The sequence below is a fragment of the Candidatus Nitrosotenuis chungbukensis genome, from assembly GCF_000685395.1.
Lineage (GTDB): Archaea > Thermoproteota > Nitrososphaeria > Nitrososphaerales > Nitrosopumilaceae > Nitrosotenuis > Nitrosotenuis chungbukensis.
This window is the reverse complement of record NZ_AVSQ01000002.1, coordinates 102151-124466: the sequence shown is the minus strand read 5'-3', so window position 1 is coordinate 124466 and position 22316 is coordinate 102151. Positions and strand designations below refer to the sequence as shown.

The 22316-nt window shown below is 41.9% G+C and carries 28 protein-coding genes and 1 tRNA gene; 15 read left to right on the top strand and 14 right to left on the bottom strand.

Annotated features, from left to right (window positions below; translation table 11 throughout):
- Positions 1-46 precede the first annotated feature (46 nt).
- From NKMY2_RS00820 to NKMY2_RS00795, 6 genes are all read left to right on the top strand, one after another.
- The gene (locus tag NKMY2_RS00820; RefSeq protein WP_042683713.1) at positions 47-394 is read left to right on the top strand and encodes an arsenate reductase/protein-tyrosine-phosphatase family protein; all 348 of its coding nucleotides are present in this window, start codon (positions 47-49) and stop codon (positions 392-394) included.
- Entirely contained in the window at positions 391-1053 is a 663-nt protein-coding gene (locus NKMY2_RS00815) for an MIP/aquaporin family protein (RefSeq protein WP_042683667.1), read from the top strand. The genes NKMY2_RS00820 and NKMY2_RS00815 overlap by 4 nt, the downstream gene beginning before the upstream one ends.
- A 136-nt stretch (positions 1054-1189) precedes the next feature.
- Positions 1190-2254 carry a sodium-dependent bicarbonate transport family permease gene (locus NKMY2_RS00810; protein WP_052347425.1) on the top strand — a complete coding sequence of 355 codons (1065 nt, stop codon included), beginning with the start codon at positions 1190-1192 and terminating at the stop codon, positions 2252-2254.
- A gap of 39 nt (positions 2255-2293) precedes the next feature.
- On the top strand, positions 2294-2596 hold the full coding sequence (locus NKMY2_RS00805) for a P-II family nitrogen regulator (RefSeq protein ID WP_042683666.1): 303 nt from the start codon (positions 2294-2296) through the stop codon (positions 2594-2596).
- 45 nt (positions 2597-2641) lie between these two features.
- Complete coding sequence (locus NKMY2_RS00800) at positions 2642-3208, top strand: DNA-3-methyladenine glycosylase I (RefSeq protein ID WP_042683665.1); 567 nt, start codon at positions 2642-2644, stop codon at positions 3206-3208.
- Positions 3209-3287: 79 nt separating this feature from the next.
- Complete coding sequence (locus tag NKMY2_RS00795; RefSeq protein WP_042683664.1) at positions 3288-4793, top strand: 4-hydroxyphenylacetate 3-hydroxylase family protein; 1506 nt, start codon at positions 3288-3290, stop codon at positions 4791-4793.
- A gap of 64 nt (positions 4794-4857) precedes the next feature.
- Here the strand turns inward: NKMY2_RS00795 and NKMY2_RS00790 are convergent, their stop codons facing one another.
- From NKMY2_RS00790 to NKMY2_RS00780, 3 genes are all read right to left on the bottom strand, one after another.
- The gene (locus NKMY2_RS00790) at positions 4858-6009 is read right to left on the bottom strand and encodes an NAD(P)-dependent malic enzyme (protein ID WP_042683663.1); all 1152 of its coding nucleotides are present in this window, start codon (positions 6007-6009) and stop codon (positions 4858-4860) included.
- Positions 6010-6078: 69 nt separating this feature from the next.
- Positions 6079-6780 carry a signal peptidase I gene (locus NKMY2_RS00785; protein ID WP_042683662.1) on the bottom strand — a complete coding sequence of 234 codons (702 nt, stop codon included), beginning with the start codon at positions 6778-6780 and terminating at the stop codon, positions 6079-6081.
- A gap of 1 nt (position 6781) precedes the next feature.
- The gene (locus NKMY2_RS00780) at positions 6782-7522 is read right to left on the bottom strand and encodes a PRC-barrel domain-containing protein (protein ID WP_042683661.1); all 741 of its coding nucleotides are present in this window, start codon (positions 7520-7522) and stop codon (positions 6782-6784) included.
- Between the two features lie 101 nt (positions 7523-7623).
- On the opposite strand from NKMY2_RS00780, the gene trxA reads away from it, so the two are divergent.
- From trxA to NKMY2_RS00745, 6 genes are all read left to right on the top strand, one after another.
- On the top strand, positions 7624-7956 hold the full coding sequence (gene trxA, locus NKMY2_RS00775; protein ID WP_042683660.1) for a thioredoxin: 333 nt from the start codon (positions 7624-7626) through the stop codon (positions 7954-7956).
- Positions 7957-8006: 50 nt separating this feature from the next.
- A complete protein-coding gene (locus NKMY2_RS00770; RefSeq protein WP_042683659.1) occupies positions 8007-8522 on the top strand; it encodes a zinc ribbon domain-containing protein in 516 nt (171 codons plus the stop codon).
- Positions 8523-8665: 143 nt separating this feature from the next.
- The gene (locus NKMY2_RS00765) at positions 8666-9772 is read left to right on the top strand and encodes a PEFG-CTERM sorting domain-containing protein (RefSeq protein WP_238549725.1); all 1107 of its coding nucleotides are present in this window, start codon (positions 8666-8668) and stop codon (positions 9770-9772) included.
- Positions 9773-9877: 105 nt separating this feature from the next.
- Complete coding sequence (locus NKMY2_RS00760; RefSeq protein WP_042683657.1) at positions 9878-10240, top strand: zinc ribbon domain-containing protein; 363 nt, start codon at positions 9878-9880, stop codon at positions 10238-10240.
- A 330-nt stretch (positions 10241-10570) separates the two neighbouring features.
- Positions 10571-10885 (top strand): hypothetical protein, encoded by a 315-nt coding sequence (locus NKMY2_RS00750; RefSeq protein ID WP_042683655.1) that lies wholly within the window; start codon positions 10571-10573, stop codon positions 10883-10885.
- Between the two features lie 11 nt (positions 10886-10896).
- Positions 10897-11109: a hypothetical protein gene (locus tag NKMY2_RS00745; protein ID WP_042683654.1), complete on the top strand. Its 213-nt coding sequence runs from the start codon at positions 10897-10899 to the stop codon at positions 11107-11109.
- A gap of 44 nt (positions 11110-11153) precedes the next feature.
- Here the strand turns inward: NKMY2_RS00745 and NKMY2_RS00740 are convergent, their stop codons facing one another.
- Positions 11154-11606, bottom strand: a complete 453-nt coding sequence (locus NKMY2_RS00740) for an AsnC family transcriptional regulator (RefSeq protein WP_042683653.1) — start codon at positions 11604-11606, stop codon at positions 11154-11156.
- A gap of 84 nt (positions 11607-11690) precedes the next feature.
- Here NKMY2_RS00740 and NKMY2_RS00735 point away from each other — a divergent pair, with 84 nt between their 5' ends.
- Positions 11691-14090 (top strand): heavy metal translocating P-type ATPase, encoded by a 2400-nt coding sequence (locus NKMY2_RS00735; protein ID WP_042683652.1) that lies wholly within the window; start codon positions 11691-11693, stop codon positions 14088-14090.
- Between the two features lie 81 nt (positions 14091-14171).
- Here NKMY2_RS00735 and NKMY2_RS00730 read toward each other — a convergent pair whose 3' ends face one another.
- The 4 genes from NKMY2_RS00730 to NKMY2_RS00720 form a co-directional block, all read right to left on the bottom strand.
- A complete protein-coding gene (locus tag NKMY2_RS00730) occupies positions 14172-14576 on the bottom strand; it encodes a DUF6659 family protein (RefSeq protein WP_052347422.1) in 405 nt (134 codons plus the stop codon).
- Positions 14573-14812 (bottom strand): Lrp/AsnC ligand binding domain-containing protein, encoded by a 240-nt coding sequence (locus NKMY2_RS00725; RefSeq protein ID WP_042683709.1) that lies wholly within the window; start codon positions 14810-14812, stop codon positions 14573-14575. The genes NKMY2_RS00730 and NKMY2_RS00725 overlap by 4 nt, the downstream gene beginning before the upstream one ends.
- 2 nt (positions 14813-14814) lie before the next feature.
- Positions 14815-14958 (bottom strand): hypothetical protein, encoded by a 144-nt coding sequence (locus NKMY2_RS10675; protein WP_157832401.1) that lies wholly within the window; start codon positions 14956-14958, stop codon positions 14815-14817.
- An 865-nt stretch (positions 14959-15823) separates the two neighbouring features.
- Positions 15824-15898, bottom strand: a tRNA-Ala gene (locus NKMY2_RS00720).
- Positions 15899-15978: 80 nt separating this feature from the next.
- Here NKMY2_RS00720 and NKMY2_RS00715 point away from each other — a divergent pair.
- The gene (locus tag NKMY2_RS00715) at positions 15979-17211 is read left to right on the top strand and encodes an adenosylhomocysteinase (RefSeq protein ID WP_042683708.1); all 1233 of its coding nucleotides are present in this window, start codon (positions 15979-15981) and stop codon (positions 17209-17211) included.
- Between the two features lie 43 nt (positions 17212-17254).
- Entirely contained in the window at positions 17255-18643 is a 1389-nt protein-coding gene (locus NKMY2_RS00710; protein ID WP_042683651.1) for a dihydroorotase, read from the top strand.
- On the opposite strand, the gene rpiA is transcribed toward NKMY2_RS00710, so the two are convergent.
- The 6 genes from rpiA to NKMY2_RS00685 form a co-directional block, all read right to left on the bottom strand.
- Positions 18635-19312, bottom strand: a complete 678-nt coding sequence (gene rpiA / locus NKMY2_RS00705) for a ribose-5-phosphate isomerase RpiA (protein ID WP_042683650.1) — start codon at positions 19310-19312, stop codon at positions 18635-18637. The genes NKMY2_RS00710 and rpiA overlap by 9 nt on opposite strands.
- Positions 19313-20263: a hypothetical protein gene (locus NKMY2_RS00700; RefSeq protein WP_042683649.1), complete on the bottom strand. Its 951-nt coding sequence runs from the start codon at positions 20261-20263 to the stop codon at positions 19313-19315.
- Positions 20264-20431: a 50S ribosomal protein L37e gene (locus tag NKMY2_RS10445; RefSeq protein WP_076613354.1), complete on the bottom strand. Its 168-nt coding sequence runs from the start codon at positions 20429-20431 to the stop codon at positions 20264-20266. It lies immediately after the preceding gene.
- 6 nt (positions 20432-20437) lie between these two features.
- Positions 20438-20668, bottom strand: a complete 231-nt coding sequence (locus NKMY2_RS00695) for an LSm family protein (protein WP_042683648.1) — start codon at positions 20666-20668, stop codon at positions 20438-20440.
- 66 nt (positions 20669-20734) lie between these two features.
- Entirely contained in the window at positions 20735-21436 is a 702-nt protein-coding gene (locus tag NKMY2_RS00690; RefSeq protein ID WP_042683707.1) for a creatininase family protein, read from the bottom strand.
- Positions 21433-22275: a formyltetrahydrofolate deformylase gene (locus NKMY2_RS00685; protein WP_042683647.1), complete on the bottom strand. Its 843-nt coding sequence runs from the start codon at positions 22273-22275 to the stop codon at positions 21433-21435. Before NKMY2_RS00685 ends, NKMY2_RS00690 begins: the two co-directional genes overlap by 4 nt.
- Positions 22276-22316 lie beyond the last annotated feature (41 nt).

Below are 22316 nucleotides of genomic sequence, written 5' to 3'. Positions count from 1 at the left end.
GAAAAAAGTCCTCTTTGTATGCGTAGAAAATGCTGGTAGGAGCCAGATGGCAGAAGGATTTTTCCGGAAATACGCGCCTGTTGGATACGAGCCGCAAAGTGCGGGAACAAGGCCCGTTGACACGGTAAACCCGCTTGCCATCGCGGTAATGAGCGAAATCGGAATTGACATTTCTAATCATCAGTCAAAGGTGATCTCTGATTCTATGATTAAGCAGTCAGCTAGAATAGTGAACATGGGCTGCATGGACAAAGAATCATGTCCAGCGATATTTGTTCAAAATGTCTTGGACTGGGGGATTCCAGATCCAAAGGGAAAGCCACTTGACGAGGTGCGAAAAATTCGCGATTTAATCGAAAAAAAGGTGATTGATCTTTGCAAAGCACTGGAATGAAACTTTCTTCAAATCAGAAGAGATTTTTTGCCGAACTTGCTGGAACTTTTGTAGTAGTTGTACTTGCAACTGGCTCTGTCGTAATCAATGCGCAATATGGGGGGAAAATCGGACTTTGGTTTGAGGCTTTTGCGCCGTTTGTTGCGGTTTCTTTGATGGTATATGCAGTTGGAAAAGTCTCGATGGCTCACTTTAATCCTGCAACAACAATCACATTTCTAATCACAAGACACATGCCTAAAAATCAACTATTCATTTATCTTTCAGCTGAAATCATTGGAGCGTTCTTGGCAAGCTTGTTTGTAAAATTTTTGATTGGCACAGACGCAAATCTTGGCGCAAATACTCCTAACTACTCCTATGCACTGCCAGTAATTTTTGGCGTTGAGATTTTTGCTACCGCTCTTCTACTGTCAGTCATCTTGATTGTGATTCACACGAAGGGATTGTATGGTGTATCAGGTCTTGCGATTGGGGGCATGGTTGGCCTTGACATTTTCTTTTTGTCTTTTATCTCTGGTGCATCGATGAATCCTGCACGTTCCTTAGCTCCGGCCTTGCTTTCTTGGTCGTTGGGCGATTTGTGGCTGTATTGGACCGCCCCATTCGTGAGTGCCGGAATCGTTGGTGTATTGTACAAGAAACTTGCAAAAAATTGAAACGCTTATCTTTATATCAATAACGAAAACTCAAAAACATTGTACCTATGCAAACAAAAAATAATCTGTCTATTACAAATGCGATGTCTGCAATTACTGCATTAGTTATTCGTTGTTAATTTTGGGCTGATCAAAAATGGGTATAATTGAGCTAATCCAATCTAATCTTCTAACGCCAGTCGTACTGTTCTTTATTCTTGGAATTGTGGCTGCAAGAATCAAGTCTGATCTAAAAATTCCAGAAGCAATATCTGAATTTCTGCCAATATACCTGCTAGCTGCCATAGGGCTTCACGGCGGAATAGAGATGAGAACAACTGGATTTGAAAGCATGCTCATCCCAATGTTTGTGGCAATAGCCCTGTCTCTAATCATGACTCTGAATCACTATCAAATATTGCGTAAGCTTGGCAAATTCAACATTTTTGACTCTTATGCACTGGCGTCCACATATGGGGCAGTAGGGGCGGTAACCTTCTCAGTAGGACTATCGTTTTTAAAAAATCAGGGAGTGACATCAGAAGGATTTCTTGCTGCCATATTGGCAGTATTGGAGCCGGTAAGCTTTGTTTTGGCAATATTTCTTACCAATATGGCAGTATCAAAGATGGTGCAAAAGAAAAAGCAAACATTACAAAAATACTCCAAAGACGATCAAAATGATCCTACCGCGTATGCCGAGCTTGAAGCTAGCATAAAACAAAACAGATCATTCTATCATGTTTTACGCGAATCTATCACCGGAAAAGCAATTGTGATTTTACTTGGTAGCATAATGATTGGTTACGCCATTGGGAAGGAGGGATTTCAACCAATAAAACTAGTCTTTGAGGATCTTTTTGCCGGGGCCATAGTGATATTTCTAATAGAGATGGGAATAATCGCTGGAAAAAGACTAGATGATATCAGAAACGTTGGCCCGTTTCTGGTGGGATTCTCAATTATTATTCCAACAATAAACGGAGTCATTGGCGTTGCCGTGTCTACTTTTCTTGGATTAAGCGTAGGTGGTTCTGTTATGTTCGGATTGCTGCTTGCCAGTGCCTCGTTTATTGCAGCTCCTGCAGTTCTTAGAACAGCTATCCCTCAGGCAAAGCCAAGCTTGTACATTACGTCTGCACTTGGCATAACATTCCCATACAACATAATTGTAATGTTGCCTATCATGCTTACCCTCTCTTCATACCTGCATAATTTGTAGAATCGATAAGCTTATTCACGCAAATTCTTGGAGATATGTATGAAGTTATACGAAATCAAACTACTTACAATAACATGTGAGGTTCTTGCACAAAGAAACATCTTTGATATTCTTGACAAGCACCAAGTTTCTGGATATACTTTTTATGAAGTAGAAGGCAGCGGATCAAAAAACCTGCATGGCAAAGGAATAACTGACAAGAATGTAAAAATCGAAGTACTCTTGAGCAACGATAAGCTTGAAAGTATCGTAGAAGAGATAATGAGAACCATGTTCTCTGATTTTGCAATAATTCTGTATGTCGGAGATGCCAAAGTGATCCGTTCGGAAAAATTTACCTGATAACAGGCGTTTCTATAAATTACTAATTTGGTTAGTTTTCGTAACATGGAACGATGCGAGTGGGCTAAGGACGATCTGATGATTCAGTACCATGACAACGAATGGGGCATTCCAGTGCACGATGATCAAAGACTCTTTGAGATGCTAATACTTGAGGGGGCCCAGGCAGGACTGTCATGGTCTACCGTACTAAAAAGAAGACAAACGTATCGCAAGGCATTTTCCAATTTTAACCCGCTCAAGGTTTCAAAATACACACAAAAGGATGTAAGCAGATTGCTCCATGATGAAGGAATCATCAGAAACAGGCTGAAAATTCAGTCTGCTATAAACAACGCAAAACAATTTATTGCAATCCAAAAGGAATTCGGTTCCTTTGATGCGTACATTTGGGGTTTTGTCAACAACAAGCCAATTAAAAACAACTACAAAAAATTACATAACATTCCTCCATCCACAGTCTTGTCTGATAAAATCAGCAAGGACCTCAAGAAAAGAGGATTCAACTTTGTTGGTTCGACAATTTGTTATGCGTTTATGCAGGCAGTTGGAATCACAAATGATCACACCACAAACTGCTTTAGGTACAAATCCAAAATTAGTTTATCCTAATGTTCTCAAATTAACCCATTTTATCTGTGATCTCGCCGAAAAATACTGAATATTTATAACAGTTCGAGCAAGGGTGAATATGCCAATAAGAACTGGGCAGGAGTATATCCAAAGCTTAAGGGGCAGAAAACTTACAGTCTATCTTTTTGGAGAACTAGTAAAGGATCCGGTGGATCATCCAATGATTCGTCCTTCAATTAACGCGGTTGCCGAAACATACGACCTGGCAGCAAGGGAGGAACAACTGGCATCTCCAATGTCAAAGATTTCAGGAAAGCACGTGAATCGATTTTTACATATTGCAGAATCTGCACAGGACTTGGTTTTGCAAAACAAGATGCAAAGAAAACTAGGCCAGCTTACAGGAACCTGCTTCCAGAGGTGTGTGGGAATGGATGCGCTGAATTCACTTCACTCAACCACGTTTGAAATAGATGAAAAACACCATACCAGTTATCACAAAAAGTTACTAGAATTTATCAAACAGATGCAGGAAGAAAACTTTGTCATAGGTGGAGCAATGACTGATGTCAAAGGAGATAGAGGCAAGGCTCCGCACGAGCAGGCAGATCCTGATCTGTTTCTTAGAATAACAAAAAGAACCAAAGATGGCGTATATGTCAAGGGCGCAAAGGCGCACCAGACTGGCTGCATCAATTCACATTGGATAATCGTAATGCCTACCATGAGACTGACAGAAAAAGACAAGGACTATGCCATAGTTGGAGCAATTCCGGCAGACGCTCCGGGAATCACCTACATCTATGGCCGCCAGTCATGTGACACAAGAAGCATGGAAGAAGGAGACATCGATGCAGGAAACTCGAAATTTGCAGGACAGGAGGCTTTGATGATCCTTGATGACGTTTTCATTCCAAATGATAAAATTTTCATGGACGGCGAGTACGAATTCGCGGCAATGCTAGTTGAGCGATTCACCTGCTATCACAGGAGAAGCTACGTTTGCAAGACTGGACTTGGCGATGTATTAATTGGTGCATCAGCTGCAATTTCTGATTATAATGGCATCCCAGATGTTTCCCATATTAGAGACAAGCTTGTCGAGATGACTCATCTAAACGAATCCATCTACGCTGCAGGAATTGCCTCTTCATATCAAGCGCAAGAAATGAAATCAGGCGTGTGGCTAAACGATGACATGCTTGCAAACGTATGCAAGCACAACGTCACTAGATTCCCATACGAAATCTCTAGACTTGCACAGGATATAGCTGGCGGGCTTGTTGTCACAATGCCTTCTGAGCAGGACTTTAGGCATCCTGTGGCAGGACCGCTACTCAAAAAGTATCTTGCCGGAAGAAAGGGAATAGATGTTGAGAACAGAGTACGTATTTTGCGATTAATTGAAAACATGACACTTGGACGAAACGCAGTGGGATATCTGACTGAGTCAATGCACGGCGCAGGTTCACCCCAGGCCCAAAGAATTCAGATTGCGCGACAAATGCAGCTTGGGTACAAGAAAAATCTAGCAAAGAGCCTTGCAAACGTCAAAGAAAACGCAGACGAAACACCAGAGAACTCTGACTACTTTAAACGGGTATTCAAGATTCCACAAAAATAATTCTGTTTTCTAATTTACTGCGCATTTCTGTACTGTTTATTGTCAAGACACGTAAGAACTTGGATTATTTGAATTTCCTTAATGCTCTGCTGATGTTATTTTGTATTTGCCTATTGCCGATTTCAGGCATTATGTGGTTGTAGGCAAGTTGTGTGCTGGGAACCGTACCTGCTACTGCTTTTGCAGCAGCGTGCAGCAAGGCAAGGGTGATTTTTCTTATCCTTCTATCCAAGATGACTCTCATCAGGTATGGAAACACGAGCGCGTTGTTGATCTTGTTTTCATACATGTAACTGCCAGTAGCGATGATTCTTGCCCCTGATTTCTTTGCAACTTTTGGGTCTATTTCTGGATCAGGGTTTGTGAGTGCAAAGATTATCGGATCCCTGTTCATGCTTTGTATCATCTTGGGCAAAAGAAGTCCCTTGATTCCGGAAACCCCGATGAAAACGTCGGCGTTTTTTATGATGTTCTCCAGTGTTCCTTTCTGTCTCTTTGGATTTGTAATTTCAGCAATCTCTTTTTTGTACTTGTTCATGCGCCTTGTCCGTCCTTTGTAAATAGCGCCTTCCGAGTCCACCACAACCAAATTCCGGCATCCTGCAAATCTTAGAAGCTTGCAGATTCCATAACCTGCTGACCCTGCACCTGCCAGTATGATTCTAGATGACAGCGGTTTTCTTACAAGCTTTAATGAATTAAACAGAGCTGCTAGTGCTACAACTGCAGTCCCATGTCTATCGTCATGAAACACAGGAATCGAAAGTGTTTTTTCAAGCTCGGCAGAAATCTCTAGCGCCTTTGGGGATTCAATGTCTTCGAGATTTATCGCGCCAAAGACTGGCTCAATTGCTTTAATCGTACTTGTGATTTGATCCCTGTCTGTAGTGTTAAGACAAATGGGAAATGCATTCACGTTGCCAAATTCTTTGTACAGCACTGCCTTTCCCTCCATGACTGGAAGGGCGGCATAAGGGCCGATGTTTCCCAAGCCGAGAATCCTCGTTCCATCGGTTACTATTGCAACGTTGTTGCCCTTTGAAGTAAGGTTGTATTTTTCAGAAGGCTTTTTGTAAATTGCCTCGCAAACAAAAGCTACGCCGGGCGTGTAAATTATCTTGATATCGTCCTGCTTCAGGTTGCGAATTTTACTTTCAATTGTTATCTTGCCTTTTAGTCTCCTGTGAAGCGCCAGCGCTTTTTTTGCCGTGGTCATAATTGAGAATGTTTAAGGGTCTTCCGTATGCTTTAATGTTTTATGACTCTGTTTCGGAGAGATATGCCTTTAGGTTTTACTCTCGTTTTGGTCCTTGCCGTCGTGGCTTGAATCCATTGTGGGATCAACGCGTTCTGTATCTGGTGATTTTACGAGATCCTCTTTTGGCAAATCCAAGGCAGAATCATTGTATTCTGTATCTGGCGATTTTGTAAATTCTTCCACCGTGGCAGATTCTGCTTGGGTAGTTTCAAATTTGGGTGATTCCTTCTTGCCCTTTCCATAATACTGCTTTACAATCATTATGCCGACTATTACCGCAATTATGATGTAGTTGATTGGGGGCGTCAGAATCCTTGTTAGGTATCCTATTTGCGGTACGACGTAGACGACTTTGCCGATGTACTCCTCTTCTGTGAGCGGGTAGTCGGTTCCAGGAATAGAGCTGGGGTTTGCATCGCCCTTTGTTCGAATCGTCTTTGGATTATCGTCCAAAATATCTGCGACACGGTGGACAATTACCCTGTCATGACCGCTTGGCCTGTTGAACACGATTATGTCGCCTACTTGGATGTCTGCAAACGGCACATGACCTTGGACTACCAATACGTCATACACTTCTAAGACTGGAATCATGCTTCCGCTAGATACGACATAGAACGGATTCTGCGTTCCGAACGCTAGCTGGAGTCCAAACCAGATTGCGGCAACTCCCACTGCAACTATGATAACGTCCTTTACGATTGTCTTTACCGTTGAGCTTGAAGCCATGCTAAAGCTTGCTTCCGCAACTCTCGCAAAACTTGGAGCCTGCCTTATTTTCAAAACTACACCCAGCGCATCTGAGTCCTGAATCTGCTCCGGACTGGGTTCCGTCTCCCAACAGGATTATCTCGCCAATTTTTTTGATCTTGCCCCATTCGATGGTCTCATCAGAACCGTTGTTTTTTGTCACAATCAAGACTACTTGGTGCGATGAATTCACTCCAACTTGTTTTGCTACTCCTACCTTTTTTGCATCAGAGTCATAGACTGACATCCCGACTATTGAGCTAAACGAGTTCTGTGGATCTGATGGCGAGGAAAACGTTTGGGTTTCTGACTGGGCAAGTGGCTGAATGGTTGATTCAGAAACAGTAGGCTGATCAATTGATTGGGAAATCGGCTTTGCAAGACCTACATCTGCCTGCTGGTTTTGTTTTTGGAATTCCCTGTATTCTGCTATGGTGGAGCCGCAAGTGATGCACATGTACTGTCCTCGCTCCAACAGGATCAAATTTTGCGCGACTTCTTCATTTGGGCTCTCATATTCGATTTTTGGACTTCCCTCGTAATCCTTCTCACACGTATTACAGTAATATTTTGAAATTTTTTCCTGATCCAATCTTCCAATTGGGGCTAAAAACAAGTCAGGTCCTCCCAAGTTGCCCTTTCTTTGCTGATCGTCTGAAACCTGGGCCATGACAAATCCGCCTGAACCTCTAAGCTTTTTCAAACGCAGCTCTGAGCTCATATTTTGAAAAATAGCCAGAGGACATTTAAGTATATGTTGATCTGCCCAGAACTACGCCTTAACATATTTAGATACGTTTGACTAGAACGATTTTGATTAAGATGGCTTTAGCACACATAACAAATGCAAAGGACTGGCAAACACAAGTCGTGGATTCTCCAAACCCGGTATTCGTAGATTTCTGGGCAGAATGGTGCGGTCCGTGCAGAATGGTAGGCCCTGTAGTAGAAGAGCTTGCCAAAGATTACGAAGGCAAGGTAAACTTTGTCAAAGTAAACGTCGATGAGGCAAATGAGCTGGCCGCAAAATACAACATCTTTAGCATTCCAACCCTAATGCTTATGCACAAGGGTCAGGTCTTGGCTCAACAGGTTGGCGCGGCATCAAAGGAATCCTACAAGGGAATGATTGACAGAGCACTCTCTAAAACCTAAATCTTCTTTTTATCCTAAAGTAATTAATAAGCGTCTAGCAAATTTGTGATATGTCGCTTGGTGAAGTAGATACACTAAACCTTTTAGCAGAAAAATTAGATAATTTGTTTAAGGACTCTCAAGGATACTACGAGTCATTTTTGGATGCAAACACAATGTACAAGCATGGAAAACTATCTGATAAGGAATTTTTTGAAAAGATGGGCGACTATATCGTCGCATATTCTGCGCTAGAATTTTTGGCAGTAAAAGTGCTCTTTGAGATGAAAAAGGCAATAGACAAAGTTGGCGCAGGAAACCTTGGTACAACCCAGTCCCCGGGATTGATGCCCGGCATGGGGGGCGGAATGATGCCCGGCATGGGGCGAGTGCCAGTCATGCCAGCTCAGACACCAGGACGACCGCCGTCGATTGTTTCTGCAGGCGAGGCGTTTTCCTCACCAGGTACGCTGCCTTCACCAGATCCTTCAATGATGCCACGATCTTCACAAACTGGATGCAGGTCATGTGGCGCAGATCTTAGAGCAGGTGCAAAGTTCTGCACCAAGTGCGGAACCAAAACCTAGCGCGAAGTGTTTTATTCAGGTTTTTCGTATTTCATGAAAATCTTAATCGTGTATTCCCACAAAACAATTCGTTATGGGATTTTGTTTTAAGAGTGTGGAATCATGCATCGGTTTAAAGCGTATGTCAAAATTTACTCATTCTGTTGAAATCACTGCTTGCTATTTTTGCACTTGTTGTAATTGCATCTTCTACTTCTATTGCGTTTGCAGATACTGATTATGATGAAAGACTCGCATTTGCAGGCTCACTCGAGGAGACCCTTGGCCATTTCTGGGCAATCGAGCAGAACTTGGATGACGACAATGCAGAACTAGCACTAGTGCATGCGACTCATCCAATTGCCGAATTGTACGACATAATGAAACCAGTACTACAAGAAAGTAGCCCTGATTTAGATTCTCAAGTAAACCAGATTCTCATGGATCTTGGCAAAAAGACAGGCCAAGGTGTGACCCGTCAAGACGCTCAGGATGCAATCGATGAGGCAAAAGAAGTAGTCGAAATTGCAAGAACCGCAATAGTCGGAGACGAACTTAGTCATGATACGAATTTCAAGATGAAACTAATGCAGGGATTACTAGAGACCTCCAAAGGAGAATACGAGGAAGCAATAACAGACGGCGAGATAAGCATGATGGCAGAATTCCAAGACGGCTCCGCATTTGTCTGGCGCTCCCAGCAAATCTTTGACGAAATAAAATCAGAATTACCAGAACATGAGGCAGAAGAGATTGAAGAATTCTACGGTGACCTGTGGGCTGGATATGATTCCAGAGCAGACCCGGCAAACATTGCAGTTTTTGCAGACGGGGTAATCCACGAGCTTGACGAAGTTATGGGCGTTGAAAGCGATGATACCGATCTTTTAGATTATGTTGAAAACATAAGATCCCTGTTGAAAGAGACAAAAGAAGAGTACGCTGCTGGAAACGCAGATGAGGCACTGAGCCTTGCTACAAAGGCATATTTGGATAACTATGAATTTTTAGAGTCGCCAATTGCTCAGCAAAACCCTGAGCTAAAAGATGAGATTGAACTTATGATGCGCGAAGAACTACGAGACATGATTAAAAATGGCGCACCTACCTCCGAAGTAGACGCGCAGGTTGACGCAATACTTGTCAAGATGAACGATGTTGCAAAAATCGTTCCAGAGTTTCCATTTGGCGCCTTGATTGCAATGACATCCATTCTGGGCGTGGTTATAGCGATAACCAAAATCAAGGGTTCAAAACTAATCAAAAAGTAAGTTTTTGAGAGTGCATTTCTGTCGGTACATTATCAGGCAAAGTCAAATCAAATTGCCATCAAAACTCCAGTAAACAATATACATCTAATATGGATCATTCTTCTCATGCAGGTTTTCAACGGAAAGGCAGCAGCAGAAGACTACATGTCTGCTCACACACTTGCCTTTTCCACGCCTGAACTCACGCTTATGAGGTACTCCTTTTGGCTTGCAGATATCATCCCTGATCCAAAGAACAAAGACAACACCATTCCAAGAATCATGGCGTATGTTGAGGAAAAAGACTTTGCACCAGTAAACATAATCGACGATGACAAGTATGAGCCAACAGGCGCTGTCAGAAACACAAGTATGTATGGAAATGTAAACAAGGTAGCTGGCTCTGACACAAAATTTTGCTCAGACTGTGGCTCTAAAATTTCACTGTCTGCCAAGTTTTGTACAGAATGCGGTGCAACTCAAGACTGATATTTTAACAAGAAACTGTTCTGCGATATTGATGTCAGAGATATTTTTTCGCTCTAAGTAAAAGAGTAGTCACCAGTCCAGTGATCAAAATCTGCCAATAGCAATTTTCCCGATTTGGTTGGACGATTATCTGTACATTTTCGTACTGGTGACTCTCTTTGACCTTGATTGCGATGCTGTCTACTGCAAGATCAAAATAGGTTGCATATTTGTAATTATTAAAAATGTTTAACATTGCAGAGTGTAATTTCATCAGACTAGTACAAAACTAAAGAACAACAGACTGAAATCAGCATTATTCTTAATTCTCTCTGCCTTGTTCTTTGTATTATGAGTCAAACAGAATTAATTTCTCAAAGAAAACCATGGATTCTTGTAAGCATACTAAAAGAATCTACAACTGAGCAGGATATAGAAAGAGTGCGACCCCAAATAAGTAATTTGATTGACGCTTGGCAGTCACAAGGACGAATAATGTGGTCAGGCGCATTAAGCGACAACAAGACGGGAATAGCGATATTTGAGGCTACAGACGAAGAGGCAAACTCAATTTACGACAACTATGACAAGATCTGTTCAAACGTGCTTGATTACTATCTGTATCAATGGGACGCAATGCCAATTCTATCGTTCCTTGGCAAATAAAATAGCAAAAAATGGCAAGAACCTTTGCGGAGTGGTGGAATACAATTCCAGAAGATCTGCGTAACAAAGTTAGAAGTGGCGACGAACAAAACAAGCCGCTGCTAAACCAAATTAATTTCATCTGGGTTAGTAACCTGATGCATAACAAACCAGATCTTAATCCGACAGCACACGAACTACTCGAATGGATTGTGACAGGCCAGATTGACGCAATGAGAAAATAATCCTACTGCACACGCCGACTGATTTTGTAAAATTAAAAACTGTCTTAACTCACATTCAAATCATGGTTGGTTTTGCCTGATAACTTTTCAATTCGCCCTCTGTATTTTTCTTTATACAGGCTTCTGCACGATGTGCAGCAAAAAAACCTCTCAAAGTTTGCAAATTTCAAAATGCTCGGCTTTTCAGGAACCGGCCCATCACAATAATCGCAAGACATCTTGACAAGTAAGCCCTTTGTGAGCTTTACATCGTGATTTCTGATGGTCTTTGAGCGTATTGCGTCTATCTTTGTGCCCATTTTGTTCTCAAGCTTCCCAAAGTCTATGATTGGCAAAACTGCTTTTATCAAGCCAATGTTCACCAGCCTCTCATACCGTGCTTTCACTGTCGGCGTGCTTATCTTGATCTCCCTTGAAATCTGCCTGAACGACTTTCTTCCATCCTCATTTAAGGATTCAAGTATCGCATAATCAATGTCATCTAGCTTAAACGGCACAATGTCTGTATGGCTGATTATCTTTTATAGACTTTACAGTTGTAAAGTACTGATTTTAAGTACGCAATAAGACTGTTCTATGGTATGGTGGAAACAAAACAAACCGTACTGAAAATCGGCGGCATGCATTGCGCAGGCTGTGTAAACTCGATCCAGAACTACGTTTCCAAGCTTGACGGCGTACAAAAATGCGAAGTAAGCCTAGCATCGCAAAAGGCGTTCTTGGAGTATGATCCTAGCATATCTGATTTATCAAAAATAGAAAACGCGGTAAGATCAGCTGGCTATTCTGTGATTTACGAAAAGCTCACAATGAAAGTGGGTGGAATTACAGACTCTTCTGATGCGGATAATTTAGAAAGAAAACTCCAGAGTATGAACGGAATCAAGGACGCATCTGTAAACTATGGAAACAGCCAGATCATAATACAATACAATTCGGCACTGATTTCACTGTCTGATATCCGGCAATTCCTGGCAAAAAGCGGTTACCGGATCCTAAGTGAGGATCTGTCCGCATCCGCAGAGGAAATAGAGGCAAAAAAACTCAAAAAACTGTTCGTAATAGCGTCTGTTTTCACAATTCCGATCGTCTTACTTGGCATGCCTGACTTTTTTTCATTCATTCCAATTTCTGGAACTACCTATTCTGCATATGTTTTGTTTTTGTGTGCAAGTATAGTTCAGTTTGTTGCAGGTAGCAGGTTCTACGTTGGCGCATACAGAATTGCCAAACTGAGATCTGCAAACATGGACACGCTAGTTGTTGTGGGAACTACGGCAGCCTATTTGTTTAGTGTATACAATACGTTTCCAGTACCTATCTGGCACAATCTGTATTATGATGCGGGTGCAGCTGTCATAACCTTCATCATACTTGGAAAGTATCTTGAAAACAAGACTAAGGGAAAAACATCCTCCGCAATTAAAAAAATGCTGGATCTTTCCCCCAAGACTGCCAGAGTGAAAAGAAATGATGAGGAAATCGAAGTGCCGATCGAATTGATAAAGCCAGGCGATGTCATAGTTGTAAGGCCGGGCGAAAAGATTCCTGTGGACAGTATTGTGCTATATGGGCACTCTGCAGTGGACGAGTCTATGATTACTGGCGAATCAATTCCGATTGAAAAAAAAATCGGTGATCTGGTTATTGGAAGCACCGTGAACAAGGAAGGCGTATTGCAGATTAGAGCAGAAAAAGTTGGAAACGATACTATTCTTTCACAAATTGTCAGACTAGTTGAGGACGCGATGGGCAAAAAGCCCCCCATGCAAAAGATGGTTGACAAAATAGCAGGATACTTTGCGTTTATTGTAATGGCGATATCTTTTGGAACTTTTCTTGCATGGTATTTTTTTACCGCTCATGGCGAACACCACTTTGCAGCATCTCTGATTCCCGCAGTTGCAATATTGGTAGTTGCATGCCCCTGCGCGTTGGGACTTGCTACGCCTACTGCCGTTATGGTGGGAATGGGGAAGGGTGCGCAAAACGGGGTCTTGTTCAAGAGTGGTGAGGCGCTAGAAATGCTAGGAAAAATCAACACTGTTGTATTTGACAAGACTGGCACTCTGACTGCAGGAAAGCCCCACGTAACTGATGTTGTATCGCTTGACAGTTCATTTGATGAAAGGAAGATTCTAGAACTTGCAGCAATTGCTGAAAAGAATTCTGAGCATCCTTTGGGAAAGGCAATTTTGCAAAAAGCACAGGATGATAAGATTGTAATCCCAAACGCGTCTGACTTTGTAGCTATGCCTGGAAAGGGAATTGTCGCAGAACATGGTGACTCTAGGATTTTCGTTGGAAGTGCCAAGTTTTTTTCAGACGCGAGTTTGGAATCTGACTATCAACCCCTACTGCGATTACAACAAGAGGGAAAAACTGGAATCCTAGTCGGACTAGGCAAAAAGCCAATTGGCATCATAGGAATACTTGATGTGCCTCGAAAGGAAGCAGCCGCAGTTGTGAGCCAATTAAAGAAAATGAAAGTTCAAGTGATAATGCTGACGGGAGATAATCAGAAAACAGCAGATACTGTAGCTAAGGAAATTGGAATTGATAGAGTAATCGCAAACGTCTTACCGGATCAAAAAGCAGATGAAATAAGAAAACTACAAGAAAACGGAAACAAAGTTGCAATGGTCGGAGATGGGATAAACGATGCAGCTGCCTTGACCGTGTCTGATATTGGGATTGCCATGTCTAGTGGAACCGATATTGCCATAGAGGCAGGAAAAATTATTCTAGTACGAAGTAATCTAAATGACGTTTTATCTGCATTTGAGATAAGCAAAAAAACTATACAAAAAATAAAGCAGAATCTTTTTTACGCGTTTGTGTATAATGCGGCCTTGATTCCAGTTGCTGGACTTGGATTGCTTTATCCAACTATAGCGGGAATGGCAATGGCTGCTAGCTCTGTTTCTGTAACCGGAAGCTCCTTGGCGCTGAAAAGATGGAATCCTAAACGACGTCCTTAACACGTGTAATTTGTGCTACAAACGGCCAGATTTGTTTTTCACTACTCAAAAAATGAATTGTTTTAGGTATAAAATTACTAATTACGTGCCGTCAGAGAATCGCGACTGCTCGGAGTCAAACACATTTACTACATGGCTTGCCAACTTTTCAATATCAAGTGTGTGATCCGCTGAAATCAACAATGTCAGATCCGTTAATGGGAAGCTGATTAAAACAATCTTGTCCCTCCTTGCAGCAATGTAGTTTATTGGACCTAATGACTCATCAAAGGACTTTCTCTGCGAAATCTCGTACGCGAACTCCATAAATTCCTCCAGTCTAAGTTTGTCTTTTTCAAGCGGAATGATTCCTTTTTTGAATCCGCCTGCAACTATCCTACCGTCCTTGTCAATTATTGCGGCAAATCTAATTTCGTCTTCTTTTGTTAGTTGTTTGCATTTTTCATCATATCCGGGATAAAGGATTTTGTGGAGTAGGGGCTTCATTCTTGCCCCTCTATTCCCATCAAAGTCAGAGTAGAGCGAATTCTGTCGATGCTTCGAATTCTTGATGTGATGATATCACGTACCATCTCGCTTGATGGAGCCTCCACTTTGGCAATGATATCGTATGCCCCAAAGACTCCGTGCATTTCCTTTACCCTTCCGACTGACTTTAGTTCGGTGATTACTTTTTCCTCAGCTCCAAGATCACAGTTTATCAGAACATATGCCGACGACAAAATCATCTCTCCGGCATGTGCTTTTTACAATAGCACTTTAGGTCTGTGCATTCTTTGAGCGCTTTTATGTATTCATCCATTGGTTTTTTCTCGTAGTCACAAAAGCAGACTTCTGCTTCGTCTCCACATTCTATACAATAGCTCATGGTATAGTATGCACATTTACATATATATGATGAATTATCAAAAACCTGTTAATTCATTTGTTTGAATAATGTAATGCCATACAAATGTTCATTATTTTTAATTAATTCCCAACATAATTGAACACTTGGATGGTGATCGCATTCGCGCCTGAACAGATTGTCAGAAAGCACAAACACACCCTTATCTTCTTTGGCAACGTACTATACAACAAGAAGCTGACACGACATAGAGGCCTGTGTTGTTGCGGCACCAGTTTGCCGGTAGACACTCCCCGTCTGCCCAAAGCAAAAGATGCCTTTCAGCGAGTCAGCTTCAGTCCTATCTCTCGGAAATGGTTCTAACAGTCAAATTTTACAATATTTTGTGTAATTATTAGTTCTAAACACAAATCGTCACTGAAAATCTTAAAAGGTTCAACAGCGTATCATACCGATGGAAGATCAAATCCCACAATGTCAGTGCCCTCCAGGTTCTGAAAGCTACGAAAACGAAGACGGGGTCAATATCTGTCGCTCTTGTGGCGGATGGGTACCATTCAAGTAAAACAAAGCTGCCTGTTCTGAAGTAGATATCGGAATTGGATGATCCAGACTATCTCTAGATAAATTACAAGTATTTTCTATGATGTAAAAACGATTCAGTGATTATACGGATGGGTTTTATGATTATGAATCCTGATTATTTGATTTTACGCACAAAAACTGGCATCAAATATAACATGCAATGTAATGTCCTATGCCTTAACCTTCCTGGAATTCTTTTGCCAGCTTGAATTGTAGATTAGGTTCCAGAAAACACTGTCATGCGTGCCTAGAACACATAAAACGTATCTGTGATGCGAGAAAACCTGCTTTTTGTTAAATGTGGTGGACTGGGAGGGAATTGAACCCTCGACTTCTGCATTGCGAATGCAGCATTATACCACTAAACCACCAGCCCGTATATTGGAACAGATTGCACCTCTATTTTACTCATTTACTTGGTAAATCGTTATTTTACAGACAATGCATTCCACATTATTGGGCAAAATCAAAGATCCTGCCATGTCTGATACAGGAAATCTTTCGCATAACTGGGCAAAATCCCACATGCGAATTCTCACGCATTCTATTGACAGATTAAAAGAATTAAAACCGCTTAGGGGAATCACTCTTGGGTTTTGCCTCCAAATAACGAAGGAAACGTCAGTTTTGTTGATTGGTGCAAAAGAACTGGGGGCAAAGGTAGTGGCATGCAGTGGAAACCCACTTACCACTCAAGACAACATCGCTGCCTTTCTCGCATCCAATGGAATCGAAATATTTGCATGGTCAAACCAAACAAAATCTGAATATGATTGGTGTCAAAATAAAGTCCTGTCATACAAACCGGATATCATAGTCGACGATGGGGGAGACCTTAACACAAAGGCCCACTTTGATAAAAAATTCCAGCCGCTCAAAATTCTTGGCGCAACTGAGGAGACCACAACTGGGATCACAAGATACAATTCAATGCAAAAGAAAGGAAAACTACGCTATCCAATCATTGCAGTAAATAATGCAAAAACAAAAACGATATTTGACAACAAGTACGGAACCGGCCAATCTACAATAGCTGGATATTTGCACGCAATGAATCTCCTTTTTGCCTCAAAAAGAGTAGTGGTGTGCGGATATGGCTGGCTTGGCAAGGGTGTTGCCCAAAAATGCGCGGGTATGGGCTCAAGAATAATAGTTATCGAGATTGATCCGATAAGGGCACTAGAAGCACACATGGACGGATTTGATGTGATGCCTATGAGTCGGGCTGCGAAAATCGGAGACATTTTCATTACCTGCACCGGCATGAGAGATGTAATTCAAAAGAAACACCTGCTCTCCATGAAAAACGGTGCAATAGTTGGAAACGTAGGACACTTTGATGTAGAAATTGACAGCAAGTTTTTGCTAAAACAAAAGGTGAGACAAGTAAGACCAAATCTTGATGAGTGTGTTTTGCCAAACGGGAAAAAAATTCATCTTATCAGCAAGGGAAGAGTAGCAAATCTGATTGCGTCAGAAGGGCACCCGCCAGAGATCATGGCGTTATCGTTTTCAAACCAACTGTATTCCATTCTGTACATTTTAAAAAACCACAAAAAAATGCGGAATCTAGTCTATGATGTGCCAGAACAAATCGACTATCAGGTAGCTGTGGACGCATTAAATTCAATGAATGTCAAAATAGACCGGCTCTCAAAAAAACAAATTGCATACAAAACCAGCTGGTAAATCTGTCAAAGCATAATAGCAGGATTTTTGCATAATAGACAGATTGACTGCAGACTGTATCATACTAGATTCTCATATCATGACGCCAAAAGGAGTCCTGGAAAGAAATATCGTAATCGATGATGAAAAAATCGTAGATTTTACTACCGATATACCACAATGCGATAAAAAAATCAATGCAAGGGGACTGGTTGCAATTCCAGGACTGATAGACACACACGTACACTATGGTGTTTATTCTCCAATCGAGGAGGCTGCAAAGACAGAGTCACGTGCGGCAGCACTGGGAGGCGTTACCACAATGATGAGGATGCTAAGACTTGGCCACTCGTACAAGACGCACCTTCAAGCACAACTTGCAGCATCCAAATCGTCGCACTATGTGGATTATTCCATACATGCAACAATATTTGATGCAAGTCAGGCAGACGAAATGAAGTACATTACAGAAAACGGAATCACGTCGTTCAAGTTGTACATGAATCTTGGAGGCGAAGTTGGACATGTTTACATGGACATGGATCCTGGCTCGTCAGATTTGTTTGAATCTCACGTGCAACTGGAAACAGACACAGTAAGAAAGGTATTGGCAAATGCGGCACATCTTGGCTGTCCTGTTCTTGTCCATGCTGAAGACTATCAAATGTGCGAGTGTGGAATAAAAAAAGCAAAGGAAAACAAAAAAGACGGACTACCAGCCTGGTCTGAAAGCAGGCCGCCTGATTCGGAGGCAAAAAGTATCAAAAAGGTTTGCGAAATTGCAAGGGAATATGGAACAACTGTCTATTTTGTACACATTGGTTCAGCTGTAGCATTAGATGCAATTGAGCAAGAAAGAAAAAAGGGAACCAAAGTCCTAGTTGAGACATGCCCGCATTATCTGACACTGTCTTATGAAAAACAATCTGGATATCTGGCAAAGGTAATGCCGCCAATTAGATCTTCGTCTGACAAGGAGAAAATTTGGAACGCCATATCTCAAAAACAAATCAACACAATTGGAACGGATCATGTTGCAAACCAATTGAAGCTCAAAGTTAGAGATGACGTGTGGTTATCTTTGGCAGGATTTCCTGGAATTGGCACACTGCTTCCAATTTTGTTATCAGAAGGCGTAAACAAAAACAGAATCAACCTTACACAACTAGTTGAACTGACTAGCACAAATGCCGCAAAAATATTTGGAATGTTCCCTCAAAAGGGCGCACTCCAAAAAAATTCAGATGCCGATATCACATTAATCGACCTAAAAAAAGAGCAAAAGGTGAGCGCGGATTTTTTTGGCGCCTTTTCAGATTACATCGTATATGAGGGCTGGAACCTAAAGGGCTGGCCTCAAACCACTATGGTTCGGGGAAGCCTGGTCACAGAAAACATGCAGGTTGTAGGAAAGCCAGGATATGGGAAGCTAGTCAAGCGAAGACTAGGCTAGGATATCGAACTTCCCATTTCCTTTTGCCTTGTATATCACGTCTGGTTTTCTAGTAAATATTCCAACTTCGACTACTCCTGGAATCTGTTTTATTTTTTGGGAGAGTGGTTTTGGAACCATGATTGTGCCAAAATCGCAATCATAGATGATGTTGCCGTTTTCCGTAATGAATGGATATCCCCTGTCTATCGTTCGAAGGTCTGGCTTGCCGCCAAGTTTCTCAATAAATTTTTTTGCGGTGCTTCTTGCAAACGGATGAACCTCGACTGGAACAGTTCTGTTAAGGTGTTTTACAAATTTTGTCGAGTCTGCCATGATTATCACGCGCTTTGCAGAAGAAATCAGAATGTTTTCTCGCAGTAATGCACCTCCCCCTCCCTTGATTAGATTTCCCTGAGAATCAATCTGATCTGCACCATCGAATACTGCGTCAATTCTGTCAATCTGATCTGCCCCAATTATGTGAATTCCGCCCTGCTCTGCAACAAGCTTGATCTGCAGAGACGTTGGAACTGCCCTTATTGTCATGTTTTTTTCTTTGACATATTTTCCCAATTCCTTTACAAATGCAGTTGCAGCCCTTCCACTGCCTAACCCGAGCACGGAGTTGTTCTTTACAAATTTTAATGCATCTTTAGACAATGCCGAAATGGCATCATCAAATGACAATTATTCTACCTCAGCTTGCTCTAACTTTGACAGCGTTTTCATTATTTCGCGTTTAATGGAATCAAGGTCGTCTTCGTCATCTTCGACTTCCTCAGGCTCTGGTATGTTGACAGTTGGCCTTTTCCTTCTCTCCTCTTTGAATTCAAGCTTCGGAGGCTCTTCTCTTATTTTCTTTTCAATATCGATTGGCTCAAGCACAGGACTTTGCACTTTTAGTTCTTGTGGAATTGATTCTGCAACGATCTCTTGCTCTGGCTGGATCATTTGAGGCTGTGCGATTTCTGGCTGAATTTGCGGAGTAACCACCTGTGCTGGAATTTCAATCATAGGTGTGATTTGCGGGGCGGCAGTAAAGTTTCTTGGAATTTCCGTTAGCGTTGTGATCTCTAGTCTCTTAGTTGGTTTGGCAAATGACTGGATTAACTCCTCAATTGTTGGCGATGTGATGATTTCCTGTTTTTGAATCACTGGCTTTTCGGCTGGTTTTACTTCGACCTGCTTTGTCTCTGCTTTGATCTCTTCTTTTTTGGGCTCTGGCTTTTCAATCTGGACACTTGCAACGGAAATCTTTGACGATATTTCTGTCAGTCTTCTGTCCAGTGCGGAAAGCTTTTGATCCATTAGGGTAATCAAGCCGTCTCCGATGGGACCGAGATCCGGATACTTGCTTGCAGCTTCCAGTTTTTCGATTTTGGCTAGAATGATTCCAAGCTGGTGTTGGTACCTTGAGAGTAGCTTGTCTCGCTGAATTTTTGTTAAATCGGGGCTGTCCTGATATAATCTTGATATTGTTTTTGTCAGAATGTCTTTTTCGATTCGAAGTGTTTCGATTTGACTTTTGATGTGAGCGTTTGCGCCTAAAAGTGAAATCTTACTTCTTGGAAATTTGCTAACTGTTGCTGCGGTGCATGCACCTGCAATGGAACTAATAACTAGAGCAATTTCTTGCATCTACGCGTACCATTTGATCCAAGAGTACTTTCGAATTCTTGCATCTGGAAAACCACAACTTGAGCATCTGTGCTGACGCTTGTGATAGGAGTTCTTTCCACATCTTCTACATCGTATATGGGGATGCTTTCTTGTCATCAACCCCATCGAAGGAGTTCCTCTAGTCATACATCATCACGCGGGTGGTGGGGAAATCATAACTACGTTGTCCCCTCTCACAACAATGGTTCCAATGCTTTTTGCTTGACCGTCAGCAGGGATCTCCTCTGAGTTGTCAAGTAGCAGGTTCATGTGTTGGTCAAAACCACGAAGATTGCCTCTGATGGTCTTGCCGCCTTTGAGTTTGATTAAAACTACCTTATCGATGCTCTCGTCCAGTACTTTTACTGCCATGTCGACTGACATTTAATTCACTTATTGGCTCTCCTAACGAGGTAATATATTAAAATTTCATTGGTGTATGAGTTTTAATCAGTAAGGCAACTTTGAGACTTTTTTGGCGATGTTTTGCACTATTTCAGATAAAATCCTCATGCCGTCTTTCTTGGTTGCCTTCGTGGGATCTCCCCAAACTCCTGTTTTAGTCGCTTTGATAAAGTGCGTGGATGCGATCTTGGATACTTTTGATTTTTGTTCTGCGGACATCCTGTCTGTGACTAGCCCTTTTTTTGCACGACTCATCTTTGCCTTATTTGATACTGCCAACATGAGCGAAGTTTCTGCAAACCCTGCATGATCAAACTCTGTCTCCATGTGGTGCCAGTATGAAATCACAGAGATCTTGCCCTTGCCTCTGGATATCTTGCCTGCCACTCCTGATAGCGCCTTTTGATTTCCATGATGCCCGTTTAGAATTATTATTTTTCTGATCTTGTTTTCTACAAGTGAGTTGCAAATGTCGACTAGCTGATTTTGTAGAGTCATCCTAGTTACGCTGAGATTGAAAAACGGGGCATGCTCAAAGGAAACCCCGTATGTTATTGTGGGCAAAAGCAAGAGATTGCACTTTTTTGCAACCCTCTTTGCAACCTCCGTTACTATGTCTGAATCAGTCGATACTGGTAGGTGCGGGCCATGCTGTTCAATTGAGCCTACAGGAATTATGGCAATCTGTTTTTTTGTCCTGATTATTTTCCTAAGGTCTGGATCAAAGTTGTCTTGTATGCCAGTCACTTTGTATGCACTTTTCTCCAACTGACCTCAAGCTTTCCTTCAAGATGCATCTTTACTGCTTTAAGCAAAGTGTTTGCTTCAAGCTTTTGGCCTTTTTGCCTTATGGATTCTAGAGTGTCTTTTGGACCTACCTTAAAGGAGTCTTGGAAGATGATTGGACCCTGATCAAGCTCCTCAGTAACATAATGGGCAGTAACGCCGACAATTTTTGTTCCCCTCTCAAATGCTTGCGCATATGCAAACGCACCTGGGAATGCAGGCAACAGCGACGGATGAATGTTGATTATTCTGTGGGGATATCTCCAAACAAAGTTAGGCGTCATGATTCTCATGTATCGTGCAAGCACCACAAGGTCAATGTCATACTGTTTTGCGATTTCAATTAGCCTGTTTTCTGCCTCGAGCTGATCCTTTTCGTCAACTATCACAAATGGGATCTTTGCCTTCTTTGCCGTTGGTTCTAGCGTTTTTTCAGTTCCTACAATTACGCTTATTTTGCCTTTGAGCTGGCCCCTGGCATTTGCATTGAGCAATGCCTCCAGGCAGTGGGGCTCCTTTGTAACAAACAGTGCGATGTTTTTGTCAGAGTTGATTTCATGATAGATGCTTACCTCCATTCCTATCTTTTTTCCAAGGTCTTGGAGATCTTTGTCGAATTTTTTGATGTCGATTTCCTTTGAGAATGACGCCTCAAGGTGCATTCCAAACAATCCCTTTATGACGTTTTGATTGACCTTCTCAATGTTGCCGTTTCTTTGAAATATGAAATTGGTAAATGATGCGACAATTCCCTCTCTGTCTTTTCCTACAACTGTGATGCCTATTCTGATCTTTTTCACAGAATTGTGTCACAATTTGACCTTATTAATTCTCTAGTCTG

What these genes read in the sequence shown, in the direction of transcription:
- NKMY2_RS00735 (WP_042683652.1), top strand. Translation starts at nt 11,691, where the DNA reads ATGGTGGAAACAAAACAAACCGTACTGAAAATCGGCGGCATGCATTGC.
- NKMY2_RS00810 (WP_052347425.1), top strand. Translation starts at nt 1,190, where the DNA reads ATGGGTATAATTGAGCTAATCCAATCTAATCTTCTAACGCCAGTCGTA.
- NKMY2_RS00770 (WP_042683659.1), top strand. Translation starts at nt 8,007, where the DNA reads ATGTCGCTTGGTGAAGTAGATACACTAAACCTTTTAGCAGAAAAATTA.
- NKMY2_RS00795 (WP_042683664.1), top strand. Translation starts at nt 3,288, where the DNA reads ATGCCAATAAGAACTGGGCAGGAGTATATCCAAAGCTTAAGGGGCAGA.
- NKMY2_RS00745 (WP_042683654.1), top strand. Translation starts at nt 10,897, where the DNA reads ATGGCAAGAACCTTTGCGGAGTGGTGGAATACAATTCCAGAAGATCTG.
- NKMY2_RS00790 (WP_042683663.1), bottom strand. Translation starts at nt 6,009, where the DNA reads ATGACCACGGCAAAAAAAGCGCTGGCGCTTCACAGGAGACTAAAAGGC.
- NKMY2_RS00760 (WP_042683657.1), top strand. Translation starts at nt 9,878, where the DNA reads ATGCAGGTTTTCAACGGAAAGGCAGCAGCAGAAGACTACATGTCTGCT.
- NKMY2_RS10445 (WP_076613354.1), bottom strand. Translation starts at nt 20,431, where the DNA reads ATGACTAGAGGAACTCCTTCGATGGGGTTGATGACAAGAAAGCATCCC.
- NKMY2_RS00780 (WP_042683661.1), bottom strand. Translation starts at nt 7,522, where the DNA reads ATGAGCTCAGAGCTGCGTTTGAAAAAGCTTAGAGGTTCAGGCGGATTT.
- NKMY2_RS00800 (WP_042683665.1), top strand. Translation starts at nt 2,642, where the DNA reads ATGGAACGATGCGAGTGGGCTAAGGACGATCTGATGATTCAGTACCAT.
- NKMY2_RS00815 (WP_042683667.1), top strand. Translation starts at nt 391, where the DNA reads ATGAAACTTTCTTCAAATCAGAAGAGATTTTTTGCCGAACTTGCTGGA.
- NKMY2_RS00820 (WP_042683713.1), top strand. Translation starts at nt 47, where the DNA reads ATGGCAGAAGGATTTTTCCGGAAATACGCGCCTGTTGGATACGAGCCG.
- NKMY2_RS00695 (WP_042683648.1), bottom strand. Translation starts at nt 20,668, where the DNA reads ATGTCAGTCGACATGGCAGTAAAAGTACTGGACGAGAGCATCGATAAG.
- NKMY2_RS00805 (WP_042683666.1), top strand. Translation starts at nt 2,294, where the DNA reads ATGAAGTTATACGAAATCAAACTACTTACAATAACATGTGAGGTTCTT.
- NKMY2_RS00750 (WP_042683655.1), top strand. Translation starts at nt 10,571, where the DNA reads ATGAGTCAAACAGAATTAATTTCTCAAAGAAAACCATGGATTCTTGTA.
- NKMY2_RS10675 (WP_157832401.1), bottom strand. Translation starts at nt 14,958, where the DNA reads ATGAGCTATTGTATAGAATGTGGAGACGAAGCAGAAGTCTGCTTTTGT.
- NKMY2_RS00785 (WP_042683662.1), bottom strand. Translation starts at nt 6,780, where the DNA reads ATGGCTTCAAGCTCAACGGTAAAGACAATCGTAAAGGACGTTATCATA.
- NKMY2_RS00700 (WP_042683649.1), bottom strand. Translation starts at nt 20,263, where the DNA reads ATGCAAGAAATTGCTCTAGTTATTAGTTCCATTGCAGGTGCATGCACC.
- trxA (WP_042683660.1), top strand. Translation starts at nt 7,624, where the DNA reads ATGGCTTTAGCACACATAACAAATGCAAAGGACTGGCAAACACAAGTC.
- NKMY2_RS00730 (WP_052347422.1), bottom strand. Translation starts at nt 14,576, where the DNA reads ATGAAGCCCCTACTCCACAAAATCCTTTATCCCGGATATGATGAAAAA.